The sequence below is a fragment of the Streptomyces sp. WM6378 genome (assembly GCF_001279695.1).
In the GTDB taxonomy this organism is placed as follows: Bacteria; Actinomycetota; Actinomycetes; order Streptomycetales; family Streptomycetaceae; genus Streptomyces.
Genome location: NZ_LGDD01000297.1, coordinates 54,407 through 68,958, shown reverse-complemented (window position 1 = coordinate 68,958; position 14,552 = coordinate 54,407). Strand labels below are relative to the sequence as shown.

Genomic DNA, 14,552 nt, shown 5'->3' with positions numbered 1-14,552 from the left:
ACACCAACCCCCGCCCCTATGTGTGGCACAAGACCGCCGACCAGATTCTCAACAGCCTCGCCAACTACTGCCGACGCATCAACGACTCAGGTCACTAGCGTTTGGCACATGACAGAGCGACGTTCCATCCTCAGCGGCTCGACGTTCGAGGAGCAGATCGGCTATGCCCGCGCCGTGGTCGACGGCGACTGGGTGCATGTGTCCGGGACTACCGGATTCGACTACGCCGCGATGACGATCTCCGACGACGTGGTGGAACAGGCCGAACAGTGCTTGCGCAACATCGAGGCGGCGCTGACCGAAGCGGCGTGCACCTTCGCCGACGTGGTGCGAGTGCGGTATCTGCTGCCCGACCGGACCGACTTCGAGCCCTGCTGGCCGGTGCTGCGTCGAGCGTTCGGTCAGGTCCGGCCGGCCGCGACGATGCTCATGTGCGGTCTCGCGGACCCCCGCATGAAGATCGAGATCGAGGTGTACGCGCGTCGGCCCGTCGCCTAGCGATCCGTTCCGACGCGGATGGCGACGGCCTCCCCCACGACATGCCGGTGCCGGGCACCCTCTCGGGGCGCCCGGCACCGGCACGTCAACGTGGCGTTGCGCGGCGGTGGTTAGCGGTGTCGCCAGGACTTGGCGTCAATGGTGCGGTGGTGGTGGTCGCGCAGGGTCGCGGTGCCCGCGTGGTTGTCCCAGGCGTAGTCGCGGCGGTCCTGGTAGACGCACGGTTGGTGTCGCGGCCCTTGCCGGTGTGGACCTTGACCGACTGGTGTCCGGCCAGGCGCAGGTTGCGGAAGGTGTACGTGACGTGGGCGCGGTCGGTGAGCGTGCCCGGCACTGGTTCGGCCGGACACGCACACGCTGGCCCCGTGATCGTCCGGTCCGCGCGGAGACATCCCACGGCGTGACCAAATACAGAACGTGACACACCCTCAGAGGCCGTGGCGTGTACGCCCAGCGTGCATGTGTCAGGTGCGCGCCCACCGTTTGGCGCACAGGTCGGGGCGGGGTGCGGCCGTGTCGCGAAGGTCAACGAGCGGGCTGGTAGGGGCACTTGACACCGATCTCGCATCGGAAGCGATCCCGGTGAGCCCGCCGACACTTCGTTTCGGATGCTTTTCCGCTTGTGTTCCGGGAGGGGATCCGGGTGCGGGGCGCGGTCACTCCGGGACGGTGAACGCTTCGGTGATGCCGCCGTCGAGCGGCACCGCGGTGGCGGTGATGAAGCCGGAATCGTCACTGGCGAGAAAGGCGATCGTTCCGGAGGCTTCCTCCAGCGTGCCGAATCGCCCCATGGGCCAGTGCACCAGGCGTTTCTCCAGAGCGCCAGGGTTGCGATCGAAGACCGCCCGCTGGTCCGGTGTTTCGATGGGCCCGAACAGCACCGCGTTGACACGCACTTTGCTGCGCGCGAGATGGACGCCAAGGTCTCTGGTCAGCTGAACGACGCCGGCTTTCGCGGCGGCGTACGCCATGGGGGCCGTGGCCGACCCGACGGCGGCCAGGAACGACGCGGAGTTGATGACGGACCCGCCCGATGGTTCGGTGTTCAGGAGGTGCGGGATCCCGTGCTTGCAGGACAGGAAGATGCTGGTCAGGTTCGCGTCGTGGACTGTGCGCCAGGTCTGGAGGCTGGTGTCCAGCACGGACCGGTCGCCGCGGTTCATCAGCCCCATGTTGTTGTAAATGACGTCGAGGCGGCCGTATCTGTCCACGACATCGTCGTACATCGCCTGGACCCCCCCCGGGATGCCACCCATCGCCGGGCAGACCGGCTGGAAGTCTAGGCGGCCCGGCGGTTGTTGTGGGGCATGTGGTGGTCGGTGCCGTCGCGAATGGAGCCTGACGGGTGTTGGTCGTCCACGTCTACGACTACGACGCGTCGATCAACCGCGGCCGGAGACGGTCGTAGGCCCACGCCGCGAGCGTGGTCGGGGTGGTCGTCCGGATCGTGCGGGGCTGTTCGGGGACGAAGCCCTCGCGCAGGCCGGTCGACATTCCGAGCACGGCTTCGACCGTTGCGTCCGACATCCCGGCCCGTCGGAGCTGCGTGCGCATGGCATCGTCCGTGATCTGCTCGACGCTGATCTTTCGGCCGGTTGCGGCGGTGAGGACGGCAGCGACCTGATGCCATGTCAGGTCGGCGGGTCCGTGCACCGCTTGGACGCGGCGTCCGGACCAGGCGGGGGACAGGAGGCGGGTGGCGGCCACCTCGGCGATGTCGCGGGGCGCGACCCAGGCCATGGGGTGGTCGAGCGGAAGGATCACCTGGAGAACTCCGGCTCGTAGGGCGTCGAGTTGGGGTTCGAGATTGGTGAAGAAGTAGCCGCAGCGGAGGTGGGTGACATCGATGCCCAGGTCGTCCAGCGCCGTCTCGGTGTGCGCCAGGCCGTCGATCTCCCCGGCACCGTGACGTTTCTCGGCTCCGACGCTGCTCTGGAAAACAACGCGGCCGATCCCGTTCGCGGTGACGGCGTGGACCACGCTGCCGGTGGCGCGGGCGCAGTCGGCGAGGGGGTCGTCGCTGCCGCTGGTCGGGTTCACCCAGTACAGGGCGTCGATACCTTCTGTGGCGGCCGCCACCGCTTCGGCGTCGTACTGGTCGACCGGCACGGCGTCCACCTGGTGCCGGACCTCGGGAGCCAGCCGGTCGGGGTGGCGCGACAAGACGCGTGGGCGGATCCCGGCGCGGATCAGTGTGGCGACGACGTGGCGGCCGACGTTGCCGGTCGGCGTTGTGACAGCGATCTGCATGGCTTCCTCTCCTTCGGTGACTCGGTTCACGCTAGAGGCAGAGGCGGCCCGAAGCTGTCCTCCTTTACGGGAAGGCTGACGGCATGGACCTCGACCCCGTGCTCAGAACCCTCACCATGCTGACCCTGCTGCGGTCGGGGGGTGAGTGGACGGCCGCCGACCTGGCCGAGCGGCTCGGCACGAGCGCGCGCACCGTACGACGTGACGCCCAGCGGCTGCGCCGGCTCGGGTACGCCGTCGAGGCCCGCCCGGGGCCGGGCAGCGTCTATCGGCTGAGCCCCGGAGTCAAGGTGCCGCCGCTGCTGTTCAGCGCCGACGAGATCACCGCGCTGGTGGCCGGGTTGCACCTGATCCGCACCTGGTTCCCCGATGAGGAGGTCGCATCGAGCGCGCTGCTCAAGCTCGACCAGATCCTGCCCCGACCGCTGCGCCGGCGCGCCGCCGCGACCGACCTCGCCACCGAGGTGCTGCAGCAGCCCGGCGCCGTGATCGCGGCGGCGACCGTCGGTGTGATCGCCGACGCGGTGGCGGCGGACGACCGGCTCCGGTTCCGGTACGTCGACCAGCACGGTCTGCCCTCGACCCCGCCGCCACACCCCGCACTCGCCGCCGCTGAGCGGGTGGATGCCCCTCACCTGCGTGGGTTGCCCCATAGCGCTCCGCGAGCCGGGCCCGCCTTCAGGCTGCGGGACATACAGCGGTCCCGCACATCCGGGAGAGGTGTGGATGTGCGGGACCGCGAGCCCGGGCCAGGCCGGGGGAACCTGGCCCTGAGGGGGCTTGGGATCCGAGTGCCCCCGACTCGCCGACCCATGCATGTGACGTACCCAACTTCCTTGCCGACGCGGGTGCATGGCCATGGCTCGCTGAACGCGGAAGCCGAGTCCGCCGTGCCGCGCGGGACGCCGAATCCGGACAGATGCGTCACCTTGCGGCGCCTTGACGCCTGGCGCGTCCGAGCAGGCGCGGGTGCGGCTCTCGCCGCCTCGTGCCGGGGGAGGGGCCGCCGGGATCCGGCCAGTGGCACTCGTCCCTGTTTGCCCGGACGCGGCAGGCTTCCTGTCGCAAGGTTCAGCACGCTTTTCATCCAGTGAGTGAGGAATCGTATGCAGTTCATCGTCCGTACGGGTATGGCCGCCGCGTTGGCGGTCGGCGCGCTGGCCGCGGTCGTCGCGCCCGCCTCCGCCGCCGTCGTCACCGACGGCGCGCACGCGGTGAGCGGCGCCCACGCCGTGGCGGCCAACCCGAAGACGATCAAGCCCGCGGCGTACAACCAGGCGCGGAGCATCCTGGCCAAGGCCGGGAGCCAGACGGCCGCCAAGTCGCATCCCGTGCACGGAAAGGACGACGTGCCCGTCAGCTACGGCACGAGCCTGCTCGCGGCCGCGCGCGACGAGTTCCGGCACACGGACCGGAACCTGCCGGCGAAGCAGAAGAAGTCCGACATGTCGATCCCGCACTACGACGCCATCCACAGTGCGGCGAAGACGATGGGCATCGACCGCTGGTGAGGCCGTAGGCGTCCGGGGCCAGGGTCGCCGATCGAGGTCGGCGGCTCTGGCCCCGGATGTCGCGCGCCCACTCGAAGCGGGCGCGCCCCTCAGCGAGATCCACGACCGGGTCGGGGTAGTCGAGCCCGGCCCGGTCCGCTGCGTTCCGCTCCCAGGGTTCATGCCGGTCCCCGCCATCCACTGCCAGTTGAGCTGGTTGTTGGCCACGTCCCCGCCGGTTCGGGGCGTCGAACCCGCGGCGGTTCTCCGGCGCGGGCGTGGCGAAAGGCCGGTCCGGTCGCCCGCGCGCCGATCCGGCTGGCGGCAGCGCGTGACCGTTTGCGCTCGGCCCCCGGGGATACCCGACGCGGTGAGCGGTCTCCGGCCCGCGTGGCCGCCGGAGGCGCGCCGCCGCCCCTGCTCCCGGCCACGCCCGACAGCACGCACCAGCAGGTCCGCCCGACGGGCCGTCGAGCGCAAGGAGTGACATGCAACGCGAAGCCGTGCGCGAACTCGCCGATCTGGGACAGCAGTTGAGGGTGGACGCGGTGCGCGCCGCAGCCGCGGCGAATTCGGGCCATCCGACGTCCTCGATGTCCGTCGCGGACCTGGCGGCGGTCCTGCTCGCCCGCCATCTGCACTATGACTTCGACCAACCCGATCACTCGGGGAACGACCGGCTGATCCTCTCTAAGGGCCACGCATCACCGCTGCTGTACGCGATGTACCGGGCGGCGGGCGTCGTCGACGACGAGGAACTCCTGACGTTCCGCCGCCGCGACAGCCGCATGGAGGGGCATCCCACGCCCCGGCTGCCCTGGGTGGACGTGGCGACGGGCTCGCTCGGTCAGGGGCTGCCGGTCGGAGTCGGCATGGCGCTGGCGGGCAAGCGGCTCGAACACGCGCCGTACCGGGTGTGGGTGCTGTCCGGCGACAGCGAGATGGCCGAGGGGTCGGTCTGGGAGGCCGCCGAGCACGCGGCGTACGAGCACCTGGACAACCTGACGCTGATCATCGACGTGAACCGGCTCGGCCAGCGCGGGCCGACCCGGCACGGCTGGGACCTCGACGCGTACGCCCGCCGCCTCAAAGCCTTCGGCTGGCACACGATCGAGGTCGACGGGCACGACGTCGAGGCGGTGGACGCGGCGTTCACCGAGGCGTCGGCCACGCGCTCGCGGCCCAGCGCCGTCATCGCCCGCACCCGCAAGGGCCGGGGCGTCGCACAGGTCGAGGACCGGGAAGGGCAGCACGGCAAGCCGCTGCCGGACGCGGACGCCGCCATCGAGGAACTCGGCGGCCCCCGGTTCGTCCGCGTCGAGGTCTCCCCGCCGCCCGCAGCCCCGACCCGGCGGCACCCGCCCTGCGGACAGCTGGACCTGCCGCGCTTCGAGGCGGGTGACTCGGTGGCGACCCGCGACGCCTATGGACAGGCGCTGGCCGCGCTCGGCTCGGCGCGCGAGGACGTGGTGGCGCTCGACGGCGAGGTGGGCGACTCCACGCGTACCGAGTTCTTCGCCAAGGCCCACCCCGAGCGGTTCTTCGAGTGCTACATCGCCGAGCAGCAGCTCGTCGCGGCCGCGGTGGGCCTCCAGGCCAGGGGCTACATCCCCTTCGCCTCGTCGTTCGCGGCCTTCCTGACCCGCGCGCACGACTTCGTACGGATGGCAGCTATGAGCCGGGCCGGCATCAACCTCGTCGGCTCGCACGCCGGGGTCGCCATCGGCCGGGACGGCCCGTCGCAGATGGGCCTGGAGGACCTCGCGATGTTCCGGGCCGTGCACGGCAGCACCGTCCTCTACCCGTGCGACGCCCACCAGACGGCCCAACTGGTCGCCACGATGGCCGAGTTGACCGGGGTGCGCTACCTGCGCACCAGCCGGGGCGGCACTCCCGTGATCTACGGCCCCGACGAGGAGTTCCGGCCGGGCGGCTCCAAGGTGCTCCGCCGCGGCGACCGGGACCGGGTGACGGTCGTGGCGGCAGGCATCACCGTCCACGAGGCGCTGCGCGCGGGCGAGCTCCTGGACCGGGAGGGCATCAACGTACGGATCGTCGACCTGTACTCGGTGAAGCCGGCCGACGCGGAGACCCTCCGGGAGGCGGCCCAGGCGACGGGATGCCTCGTCACCGTCGAGGACCACCGGGTGCGGGGCGGGATCGGCGACGCGGTGGCCGAGGCCTTCACCGACGGCCGCCCGGCGCCGCGCCTGGTCCGCCTGGGCGTCCAGCACATGCCGGCCTCGGCGAGCCCCGAGGAGCAGCTGCACCTGGCGGGCATCGACGCCGAGTCGATCGCGACGGCGGTACGGCTCCTTGCGGAGCGCGCGGTCGTGCGCTGAGCCGGGGTGGGCCGCGCGGTGCCGGTGTGCCGTGCGATCCGCTCACGCGCACACGTTCGACCGCGCCGAATCTGGGCAGAAGCCCCACCACATCCATAACCACGGGCAAATCCTCTGGGGGTCTCGAACATGGCTCGCCCGTCTGCTGATACCGGTCCACTGCCGGGCTCCGCCCTACGGAGCACGGGTCCGGCCACGCCGGCCCAGGCGCGTGACGCGGCTCGCGCGTTCCTCTCCACGCTGGCGCCCCGGCCCACGAGGGAGGCCGCCGAGAACGTGGTTCTCGTCGTCTCCGAGCTCGTCACGAACGCCCTCCGGCACGCGGGCGGCGCCACCGCCCTGGACTTCGCGGCCGACCGCGGCCTGCTGCACATCAGCGTGCGGGACCCCAGCCCCGACCCGCCGCGCGAGCGCCCGCCGGACCTGCGCGGATACGAGGGCGGATTCGGCTGGCACCTGGTCCGCCACCTCTCCCGCAGCGTGGCCGTCATGCCCTGCGGTGACGGCGGGAAGAGCGTCTGCGTCGCCCTGCCGCGCTAGCTGGGCCGGAAGTCCGCCTCGTACCGCGTACTTCGGCCACGTAGGGAACTCGCATGCATGATCCGATTCGCAAGGGGCATCCGATCACTCCGACGGATGCAGTCACGTGACTCAAGGGAGGTTGTCCTCATGGCAGCGGCGCAGGTGACGGGACGCGAGCGGACGGACCGGACGGCGGCCACGACCATGGAGCCCGGGGCGGGGGAATTGCCCTGGGTGGAGGATGCGGGAAAGGTCGCGCCGAAGGACGCCCGCGAACTGTCCAAGGTGTTCTTCGCGCGGCTTCAGGCCCTGGAGGAGGGCACCCCGGAGTATCAGTACGCACGGAACACGCTCATCGAGATGAACCTTTCGCTGGTGCGCTTCGCGGCGGGCCGGTTCCGCAACCGCGGGACCGGCGAGATGGAGGACGTGATCCAGGTCGGCACCATCGGCCTGATCAAGGCGATCGACCGGTTCGAGCTGTCGCGCGAGGTGGAGTTCACCTCCTTCGCGGTGCCGTACATCGTGGGCGAGATCAAGCGGTTTTTCCGCGACACGACGTGGGCGGTGCACGTGCCGCGCCGCCTCCAGGAGCTGCGCGTGGAGATCGCGAAGGCCAAGGAGCGCCTCGCCCTCGATCTGGACCGCGACCCGACGGTGCGGGAGCTCGCGGCACATCTGGACCGGGACGAGGAGGAGGTCGTCGAGGGCCTCGTCGCGGCCAACGGCTACACCGCGGGCTCCCTCGACATGTCCGCCGACACGGAAGAGGCGGGCGGCACGGCCGGCGGCAGGAGCCGAACGTTCGTCGACTTCATCGGCGAGGACGACCCCGGCATGGAGAAGGTGGAGAACCTCCAGACCCTGGCGCCGCTGATGGGCGCGCTGAGCGAGCGCGAGCGGTGCATCGTGAGCATGCGGTTCGGGCGCGAGCTCACGCAGGCCGAGATCGGCCGGGAGCTCGGGGTCTCGCAGATGCAGGTCTCGCGCCTGCTCTCCCGCATTCTGACCAAGCTCCGCGCCGGGATGGTCGAGGACCGGGCCGTACGCGCCTGACCGTCGCTGATCGATTTCGGGAAGTCACCTGGACGATCGAGCGGGCCCTGCCGGCCCGGGGGCTCGGGCAAGAGCTCGGCGACGGAGACATACGGGCCGCCCCCAGGTGGCCGCGGGACGGCGTGAGACACGCATCGAACCGGCGGGCCACGTGGCCGAGGCCCGCCGCGACACGAACGGAAAGGGGACATCCCCGTGACGAACAAGGATCTCTGGGGTTACCAGGACACCAGCGGCCATCTCGCCGGCGCAGATCTGCGCGGCTGGAAGGTCGAGGCGGCCGACGGGAACATCGGCAAGGTCGACCACCACTCCGACGACGTCGGCTCCGCGCACCTCGTGGTCGACACCGGGCCGTGGATCTTCGGCAAGCGCGTCCTGCTGCCGGCCGGCACCGTCACCAGGCTCGACCCGGACGAGAAGAAGATCCACGTCGCCCTCACCCGGGACCAGGTCAAGGACTCTCCGGAGTACCAACCGGCCACCCACCTAGACGATCCCACCTACCGCGACATGATCGGCCGCTACTACGGTGCCCCACTTCCCTGAACTCCCTTGAATCGATGCCGAGTTGGTGGCCCGCCGGAACCCGTCGGGCCACTCCTGGCATTCGACGGCCGACCACGTACGTGCGGACACCGCGCACCGCCCAGCCGCCCAGGGGCCTCCCGGCCAGCTTCAGCGACGACCCCGGAGCCGTCCTCGCCCGACCAGGGCTTTCCGCCTCGATCGTGACAGGGAGTGATCTGAACGGGCAGGCGTGGGGAAGCGGCCCTAGGATGTGTCGGGTTGAGCCATCTGCCCGGACAGGCACTCATGTGCCGTCCGGATGCCGAAGGGGCCCTCACCCGGTCCACGGATACGTGGAGGTCTCATGCGTTTCGCCCACACCTGCGCGACGGCGGCGGCTGCCGTGGTGCTCACCCTCACGGGAACCGCGACCGCGTTCGGCGCGGCCAGCCCGGCAGCGTCCGCGGACGCGGCGTTCCTGCAGACGATCCACCAGGCCAACCTGGCGGAGATCGCCGCGGGCAAGGACGCCGGTACGCACGCGAACAGCGCCTGCGTGAAACAGGTCGCGGCCATCATCGTGCGCGACCACACAGCGCTGGACGCCAAGGGAGCGGCCCTCGCCAAGACAAAGGGCATCGCCATGGTGAAGGAGCCCAGCGCCGCCCAGCAGCAACAGCTGAAGGCGCTGAAGCCGAAGAACGGCACCGCGGCGTACGACACCGCCTGGTTGAAGGACCAGAGCGCAGGTCACCAGCAGGCGCTCGCGCTGATCGACAAGGAGCTGAGCTCAGGCAAGGACAGCCAGATCCAGGCGGCCGCCAAGGAGGCACGGCCCATCGTGGCCGCGCACCTGAAGATGGTGGAGGGCGGCGTGTGCCACGCGCCCACGGAGAGCGGTTCGCCGCAGCGGTGACCCTGCCGACGGCACGTGTGCCCCCTCGCCCGTACCGGCGAGGGGGCACAAGCCGCAGGTCCCTGACGCAGACCCCACCGACGACGCGCAGGTGCCCATGAAACCAACCGGGCGGGGGCCCACACCCCCGGCCGATCGAGGTCGCGGATTCGGTTCTGGAAGCCCGCGGACCGAACGCATGGTGCGGACGCTGCTGCGCCGCCGCAAGAAGAGCCTGAGCCCGGACGACGTGAAGGTGGCCGACAAACCCGCCGTGCGCCGGGCCGTGTCGGCTGCCGCGCTCGGCAACACCATGGAGTGGTTCGACTTCGGCGTCTACGCCTACGTCGCCGCCACCCTCGGCAAGGTCTTCTTCCCGTCGAGTTCGCCGGGCGCGCAGGTCATTACATGCGGCTCAGGCTCGACGAGACCCCCGCGTTCCAGGAGGCCGAGGAACGAGGACGCCGGGCGGTGGCGCGCGGCGGTGCCACGCCCGAGGAGGAAGAGCGCCTGGAACAGGCCCGCATGTCGGGCAAGGGCCGCCTCAAGGAGGTCGTGACCCAGCACTGGCAGGCCATGCTCGTGTGCATCGGTCTCGTCCTGCTCTACAACGTCACCAACTACATGGTGACGTCCTACCTGCCGACCTACATGAGCGCCCCCCTCGGCGAACCCGAGCTCACCGCCCAACTCCTGGTCCTCGGCACGATGGTGCTCGTCGGTACGACCCCGCTCGTGGCCTCCGCCCTGGTCAATACGACCGGCAATGAACTCGTGCCCGCCTACTACCTCATGGCCGCGGGCGCGATCGGCGTCGTCTCGGCCCTGTTCCTGCGCGAGACCGCGGGCAAGCCGCTGCGCGGCTCGTCGGCCATGGTCGAGTCAGAGGAGGAGGCGCGCGAGATGGTGGCACGCAGCCGCACCCACGCGGGCCGCCGGGCCCGCGACATCTGGCTCCAACTGCGCCGCGGGCACCTCCCGCACCTGCCGCACCGCTCCGACAAGGGAGGCCGACAGGACCGGCACGACTGACACGACCCACGTCCCGGACACTTCCCACCGGCGCGCCCGTCACGCCGGGCCGGGACGGAGCGGCCCGCGGAGTTACCGTCGGTGGCATGGCCGATGATCTCTCAGGATGGCGTCAGTGTCTGCTCAGCGGAGCGGTGTTCGTCGTGTGCATGGCCGGCACGACGCTGCCGACCCCTCTCTACGGCCTCTACCAGGACAAGTTCGGGTTCTCCGAGTTGACGGTCACGGTCGTGTACGCGGTGTACGCGTTCGGCGTCATCGGCGTGCTGCTGCTCGCGGGCAACGCGTCGGACGCGGTGGGCCGCCGACCGGTGCTGCTGTGGGGCCTGGGATTCGCGGCGGCGAGCGCGGTCAGCTTCCTGTGCGCGACCGGTCTTGGCTGGCTCTTTGCGGGCCGGATGCTGTCGGGGCTGTGCGTCGGCCTGTTCACCGGGGCCGCCACCGCGTACGTGATGGAATTGGCGCCGCGCGGTGGCACCTCTCGGGCCACCTTCGTGGCGACGGCCGCCAACATGGGCGGCCTGGGCTGCGGCCCCCTGCTCGCCGGAGTGCTCGCGCAGTACGCACCGTGGCCGCTCTACCTGCCGTTCGCCGTGCACCTGGCTCTGGTGGCCGGCTCGGCCGTCGTCGTGCTGCGGCTCCCGGAGACCGTACGGGAGCCGCAGCCGCTGAGCAGCGCGCGAACGCAGCGGCCGGGTCTGCCCGCGCAGGTGCGACCGGTGTTCGTGCCCGCGGCGATCGCGTCGTTCGTGGGGTTCGCGCTGTTCGGGGTGTTCACATCGGTCAGCCCCGCCTTCCTGACGCAGTCCCTGGGTGTCCGCAATCACGCGGAGATCGGATTGGTCGTCGCCCTGGCCTTCTTCGCCTCGACCGCCGGACAGTTGGCCGTCGGCCGGGTCGGGCTGCGACGTTCACTGCCCGTGGGCTGCGCTGCCCTCCTGGCCGGACTCGCGCTGCTCGCGGGCGCGCTCCGCTGGGACCTGCTGCCACTGATGGTGCTGAGCGCACTGATCGGTGGCTGCGGCCAGGGGCTGGCGTTTCGAGGTGCGCTGTCCGCGGTGGCCGAAGCGTCCCCCGCGAGCCACCGTGCGGCGGTGATCTCCACCCTGTTCGTGGTGGCGTACGCGGGCATCTCGGTGCCGGTGATCGGGGTGGGCGTACTGGTGAATCCGCTCGGCCTGGAAGGAGCGGGCCTTGTGTTCATCGGCTGCATGGCCGTCCTGGCCTCGACCGCGGCGGTCTATCTGCTGCGTCGGCCGGTGCGGGCGAGGGCGTGAGGCCCTGGGCGTATGTCAGCCCTCACCTGGCACCGCCTTCACCGCGAGAGGCCGCTCCGGATCGCCGTCGCGGGCCGGCGTCGGCTCCTCGCTGCGTGCCCAAATGCTCAGGGCGAAGGCGACAAGAGTGACGGCCGCGCAGACCCAGCCGACCGCCGAGAATCGGTGCGCCGTGAACAACGGGCCGAGCAGGGCTGCCCCCAGGCCAAGGCAAGGTTGGTGGCGAGGCTGTAGAAGGCGAGGATGGTTCCCCGATGGGCCGGTGAACTCTCGCTGAGCAGCGTGCTGATTGGAGCTTCCGCCGCTGTGCGAGAACCGGAAACTGGACGTTAACCAAGTTGCGCCAACGGGCCCCGCCCCCCAGCGGTGGGCACGTGCGTGCACATGCCCACCGCGGTGCGGGTGTTCTCCGGAACAGGGACTCAGGCTGCCCGGTCGGCCTGCTCGCCGTGGGTGCGGACGATGCCCGCGTAGCGGTGGCCGCTGGACTTGATGGTGCGGGCCTGGGTGCGGTAGTCGACGTGGACGAGGCCGAAGCGCTTGTCGTAGCCGTATGCCCACTCGAAGTTGTCCAGGAGGGACCAGGCGAAGTAGCCGGCGAGCGGGGCGCCCTTGCGGGCGGCCGATGCACAGGCGGTCAGGTGGCGCTCCAGGTAGTCGGTGCGTTCCGGATCGTCGACACTGCCGTCCGGGCGGACCGCGTCCGGGAAGGACGAGCCGTTCTCCGTGACGTAGATCTTCCGGGCGCCGTAGTCGTCGGTGAGGCGGAGCAGCAGGGACTCGATGCCGTCCGCTTCGATCTCCCAGTCCATGCCGGTGCGCGGCACGTCCTCGCGGCGCACCGAACGGCCGTACGGCACCGGGCCGTTGGGGTCGTCCACGACGTACGCCGGGAAATAGTAGTTGAGGCCGAGCCAGTCCAGCGGGGCGGCGATGGCCTCCAAGTCGCCCGGGCGCTCGGGCAGTTCGATGCCGTACACCTCGCACATGTCGGCGGGGAAGCCGCGGCCGTGGACGGGGTCAAGCCACCAGCGGTTGACGTGGCCGTCCACGCGGCGGGCGGCGGCCAGGTCCTCGGGGCTGTCGGTGGCCGCGTGCACGGAGGAGAGGTTGTTGACGATGCCGACCTCGGCGCCCGGGGCTGCCGCGCGGATGGCGTGAGTGGCGAGGCCGTGGCCGAGGAGCAGGTGGTAGGAGGCGCGGACGGCCGCGGTGAGGTCGGTGAGGCCGGGTGCCATCCTGCCCTCCAGGTGGCCGATCCAGGCGGAGCACAGCGGCTCGTTGAGGGTGGCCCAGTGGGACACCCGGTCGCCAAGGCGCTCGGCGACGGCCGAGGCGTACGCGGCGAAGTGCTCGGCGGTCTCGCGCTCGGGCCAGCCGCCCCGGTCCTGGAGGGCCTGCGGGAGGTCCCAGTGGTAGAGGGTCGCTGAGGGGGTGATCCCCGCCGTCAGCAGCCCGTCGATCAGGCGGTCGTAGAAGTCCAGGCCCTTGGTGTTGAGCGGGCCGTCGCCGTCCGGCATGACCCGCGGCCATGCGATCGACAACCGGTAGGCGTTGACGCCGAGTCGCTTCATCAGGGACACGTCCTGCGGCCAGCGGTGGTAGTGGTCGCAGGCGATGTCGCCGTGGTCGTCGTTGTCGATCTTGCCGGGGGTGTGGGAGAAGGTGTCCCAGATGGACGGCGAGCGGCCGTCCTCGGCGACGGCTCCCTCGATCTGGTACGCCGAGGTGGCCGTGCCCCACAGGAAGTCGGGCGGGAACGCGGCGAGGTCGATCGGTTCGGACACGTAAGTCCCTTTCAGCGAGCGGGAGTTGGTCATTTGACGGCGCCCGCCGTCAGTCCGGCGACGAGGTAGCGCTGGAGCAGCAGGAACCCGGCGACCACCGGGACGCTGACGACCAGGGAGGCGGCCATGATCTGGTTCCAGTACACGCCGTTGAGCGTGGAGTAGCCCTGGAGGCCCACGGCGAGCGTGCGCGTGGTGTCGTTGGTCATCACCGACGCGAAGAGGACCTCGCCCCAGGCGGCCATGAAGGCGTAGACGGCGACCGCGACGATGCCCGGGATCGCGGCCGGCACCACCACCCGGAACAGCGCCCCGAGCGGACCGCAGCCGTCGACCAGCGCCGCCTCGTCCAGGTCGCGCGGCACCGAGTCGAAGTAGCCGATCAGCATCCAGATGGAGAACGGCAGGGAGAAGGTGAGGTACGTCAGGATCAGCCCGCCACGGGAGCCGAACAGGGCGATGCCGGTGGCGTTCCCGATGTTGACGTAGATCAGGAACAGCGGGAGCAGGAACAGGATGCCCGGGAACATCTGCGTCGACAGCACGGTGACCGTGAAGACGCGCTTGCCGCGGAAGGAGTAGCGGCTGACCGCGTACGCGGCGAAGACCGCGATCACCACCGAGCAGACCGTCGCGGCACCCGCCACGGCCAGTGAGTTCACGAAGTAGCGCGCGAGGGGCACGGTCGACCAGATGTCGATGTAAGGGCGGATCGTCAGTTCGCTGGGCAGCCAGCGGAACTTCCCGGACACGTCCTGCAGCGGCTTGAGCGAGCTGGACACCATGACGTACACGGGCAGCAGCACGAAGCCGGTGAGCAGGCTGAGGAAGATCCGCCGCGACCAGAGGAAGGAGCGCGGCGGGGCCATCGGCGACGGAGGTGACTTGACGGT

The 14,552-nt window shown here is 70.6% G+C and carries 13 protein-coding genes and 2 pseudogenes; 10 read left to right on the top strand and 5 right to left on the bottom strand.

What is annotated here, in order from left to right; all coding sequences use genetic code 11:
- Nucleotides 1–108: 108 nt before the first annotated feature.
- On the top strand, nt 109–498 hold the full coding sequence (locus ADK54_RS25715) for a RidA family protein (RefSeq protein WP_053728082.1): 390 nt from the start codon (nt 109–111) through the stop codon (nt 496–498).
- 656 nt (nt 499–1,154) lie between these two features.
- On the opposite strand, the gene ADK54_RS25710 is transcribed toward ADK54_RS25715, so the two are convergent.
- Together ADK54_RS25710 and ADK54_RS25705 are read right to left on the bottom strand one after the other, a co-directional pair.
- A complete protein-coding gene (locus ADK54_RS25710) occupies nt 1,155–1,724 on the bottom strand; it encodes an SDR family oxidoreductase (protein WP_053728081.1) in 570 nt (189 codons plus the stop codon).
- A gap of 142 nt (nt 1,725–1,866) precedes the next feature.
- Nucleotides 1,867–2,748: an NAD(P)H-binding protein gene (locus ADK54_RS25705; RefSeq protein ID WP_053728080.1), complete on the bottom strand. Its 882-nt coding sequence runs from the start codon at nt 2,746–2,748 to the stop codon at nt 1,867–1,869.
- A gap of 83 nt (nt 2,749–2,831) precedes the next feature.
- Here ADK54_RS25705 and ADK54_RS47685 point away from each other — a divergent pair, with 83 nt between their 5' ends.
- Together ADK54_RS47685 and ADK54_RS46840 are read left to right on the top strand one after the other, a co-directional pair.
- The gene (locus ADK54_RS47685) at nt 2,832–3,842 is read left to right on the top strand and encodes a helix-turn-helix transcriptional regulator (protein WP_234392200.1); all 1,011 of its coding nucleotides are present in this window, start codon (nt 2,832–2,834) and stop codon (nt 3,840–3,842) included.
- A gap of 12 nt (nt 3,843–3,854) precedes the next feature.
- Nucleotides 3,855–4,259: a hypothetical protein gene (locus ADK54_RS46840; RefSeq protein ID WP_199827034.1), complete on the top strand. Its 405-nt coding sequence runs from the start codon at nt 3,855–3,857 to the stop codon at nt 4,257–4,259.
- 55 nt (nt 4,260–4,314) lie between these two features.
- Here the strand turns inward: ADK54_RS46840 and ADK54_RS47680 are convergent.
- A pseudogene (locus ADK54_RS47680) lies at nt 4,315–4,472 on the bottom strand (deoxyribodipyrimidine photo-lyase); the annotation flags it as partial.
- Between the two features lie 254 nt (nt 4,473–4,726).
- On the opposite strand from ADK54_RS47680, the gene ADK54_RS25690 reads away from it, so the two are divergent.
- The 7 genes and pseudogenes from ADK54_RS25690 (at nt 4,727) to ADK54_RS25660 (ending at nt 11,872) form a co-directional block, all read left to right on the top strand.
- Entirely contained in the window at nt 4,727–6,580 is a 1,854-nt protein-coding gene (locus tag ADK54_RS25690; RefSeq protein WP_053728079.1) for a transketolase, read from the top strand.
- Between the two features lie 129 nt (nt 6,581–6,709).
- On the top strand, nt 6,710–7,120 hold the full coding sequence (locus tag ADK54_RS25685; protein WP_053728078.1) for an ATP-binding protein: 411 nt from the start codon (nt 6,710–6,712) through the stop codon (nt 7,118–7,120).
- A 129-nt stretch (nt 7,121–7,249) separates the two neighbouring features.
- The gene (locus ADK54_RS25680) at nt 7,250–8,158 is read left to right on the top strand and encodes a SigB/SigF/SigG family RNA polymerase sigma factor (RefSeq protein WP_053728077.1); all 909 of its coding nucleotides are present in this window, start codon (nt 7,250–7,252) and stop codon (nt 8,156–8,158) included.
- A 195-nt stretch (nt 8,159–8,353) separates the two neighbouring features.
- On the top strand, nt 8,354–8,707 hold the full coding sequence (locus ADK54_RS25675) for a PRC-barrel domain-containing protein (protein ID WP_053728076.1): 354 nt from the start codon (nt 8,354–8,356) through the stop codon (nt 8,705–8,707).
- Between the two features lie 325 nt (nt 8,708–9,032).
- Nucleotides 9,033–9,584 carry a DUF4142 domain-containing protein gene (locus ADK54_RS25670; RefSeq protein WP_053728075.1) on the top strand — a complete coding sequence of 184 codons (552 nt, stop codon included), beginning with the start codon at nt 9,033–9,035 and terminating at the stop codon, nt 9,582–9,584.
- A gap of 178 nt (nt 9,585–9,762) precedes the next feature.
- Nucleotides 9,763–10,595 (top strand): annotated as a pseudogene (locus ADK54_RS25665) (hypothetical protein).
- 86 nt (nt 10,596–10,681) lie between these two features.
- Nucleotides 10,682–11,872, top strand: coding sequence for an MFS transporter (locus ADK54_RS25660; protein WP_053728073.1), 1,191 nt, complete (start codon nt 10,682–10,684; stop codon nt 11,870–11,872).
- A gap of 422 nt (nt 11,873–12,294) precedes the next feature.
- Here the strand turns inward: ADK54_RS25660 and ADK54_RS25655 are convergent, their stop codons facing one another.
- Together ADK54_RS25655 and ADK54_RS25650 are read right to left on the bottom strand one after the other, a co-directional pair.
- Nucleotides 12,295–13,692, bottom strand: a complete 1,398-nt coding sequence (locus ADK54_RS25655; RefSeq protein ID WP_053728072.1) for a GH1 family beta-glucosidase — start codon at nt 13,690–13,692, stop codon at nt 12,295–12,297.
- Nucleotides 13,689–14,528: a carbohydrate ABC transporter permease gene (locus tag ADK54_RS25650; protein ID WP_053728071.1), complete on the bottom strand. Its 840-nt coding sequence runs from the start codon at nt 14,526–14,528 to the stop codon at nt 13,689–13,691. The genes ADK54_RS25655 and ADK54_RS25650 overlap by 4 nt, the downstream gene beginning before the upstream one ends.
- Nucleotides 14,529–14,552: the final 24 nt, after the last annotated feature.

What these genes read in the sequence shown, in the direction of transcription:
- ADK54_RS25715 (WP_053728082.1), top strand. Translation starts at nt 109, where the DNA reads ATGACAGAGCGACGTTCCATCCTCAGCGGCTCGACGTTCGAGGAGCAG.
- ADK54_RS25685 (WP_053728078.1), top strand. Translation starts at nt 6,710, where the DNA reads ATGGCTCGCCCGTCTGCTGATACCGGTCCACTGCCGGGCTCCGCCCTA.
- ADK54_RS25690 (WP_053728079.1), top strand. Translation starts at nt 4,727, where the DNA reads ATGCAACGCGAAGCCGTGCGCGAACTCGCCGATCTGGGACAGCAGTTG.
- ADK54_RS25705 (WP_053728080.1), bottom strand. Translation starts at nt 2,748, where the DNA reads ATGCAGATCGCTGTCACAACGCCGACCGGCAACGTCGGCCGCCACGTC.
- ADK54_RS25680 (WP_053728077.1), top strand. Translation starts at nt 7,250, where the DNA reads ATGGCAGCGGCGCAGGTGACGGGACGCGAGCGGACGGACCGGACGGCG.
- ADK54_RS25710 (WP_053728081.1), bottom strand. Translation starts at nt 1,724, where the DNA reads ATGTACGACGATGTCGTGGACAGATACGGCCGCCTCGACGTCATTTAC.
- ADK54_RS25670 (WP_053728075.1), top strand. Translation starts at nt 9,033, where the DNA reads ATGCGTTTCGCCCACACCTGCGCGACGGCGGCGGCTGCCGTGGTGCTC.
- ADK54_RS25660 (WP_053728073.1), top strand. Translation starts at nt 10,682, where the DNA reads ATGGCCGATGATCTCTCAGGATGGCGTCAGTGTCTGCTCAGCGGAGCG.
- ADK54_RS46840 (WP_199827034.1), top strand. Translation starts at nt 3,855, where the DNA reads ATGCAGTTCATCGTCCGTACGGGTATGGCCGCCGCGTTGGCGGTCGGC.
- ADK54_RS25655 (WP_053728072.1), bottom strand. Translation starts at nt 13,692, where the DNA reads ATGACCAACTCCCGCTCGCTGAAAGGGACTTACGTGTCCGAACCGATC.
- ADK54_RS25650 (WP_053728071.1), bottom strand. Translation starts at nt 14,528, where the DNA reads ATGGCCCCGCCGCGCTCCTTCCTCTGGTCGCGGCGGATCTTCCTCAGC.
- ADK54_RS47685 (WP_234392200.1), top strand. Translation starts at nt 2,832, where the DNA reads ATGGACCTCGACCCCGTGCTCAGAACCCTCACCATGCTGACCCTGCTG.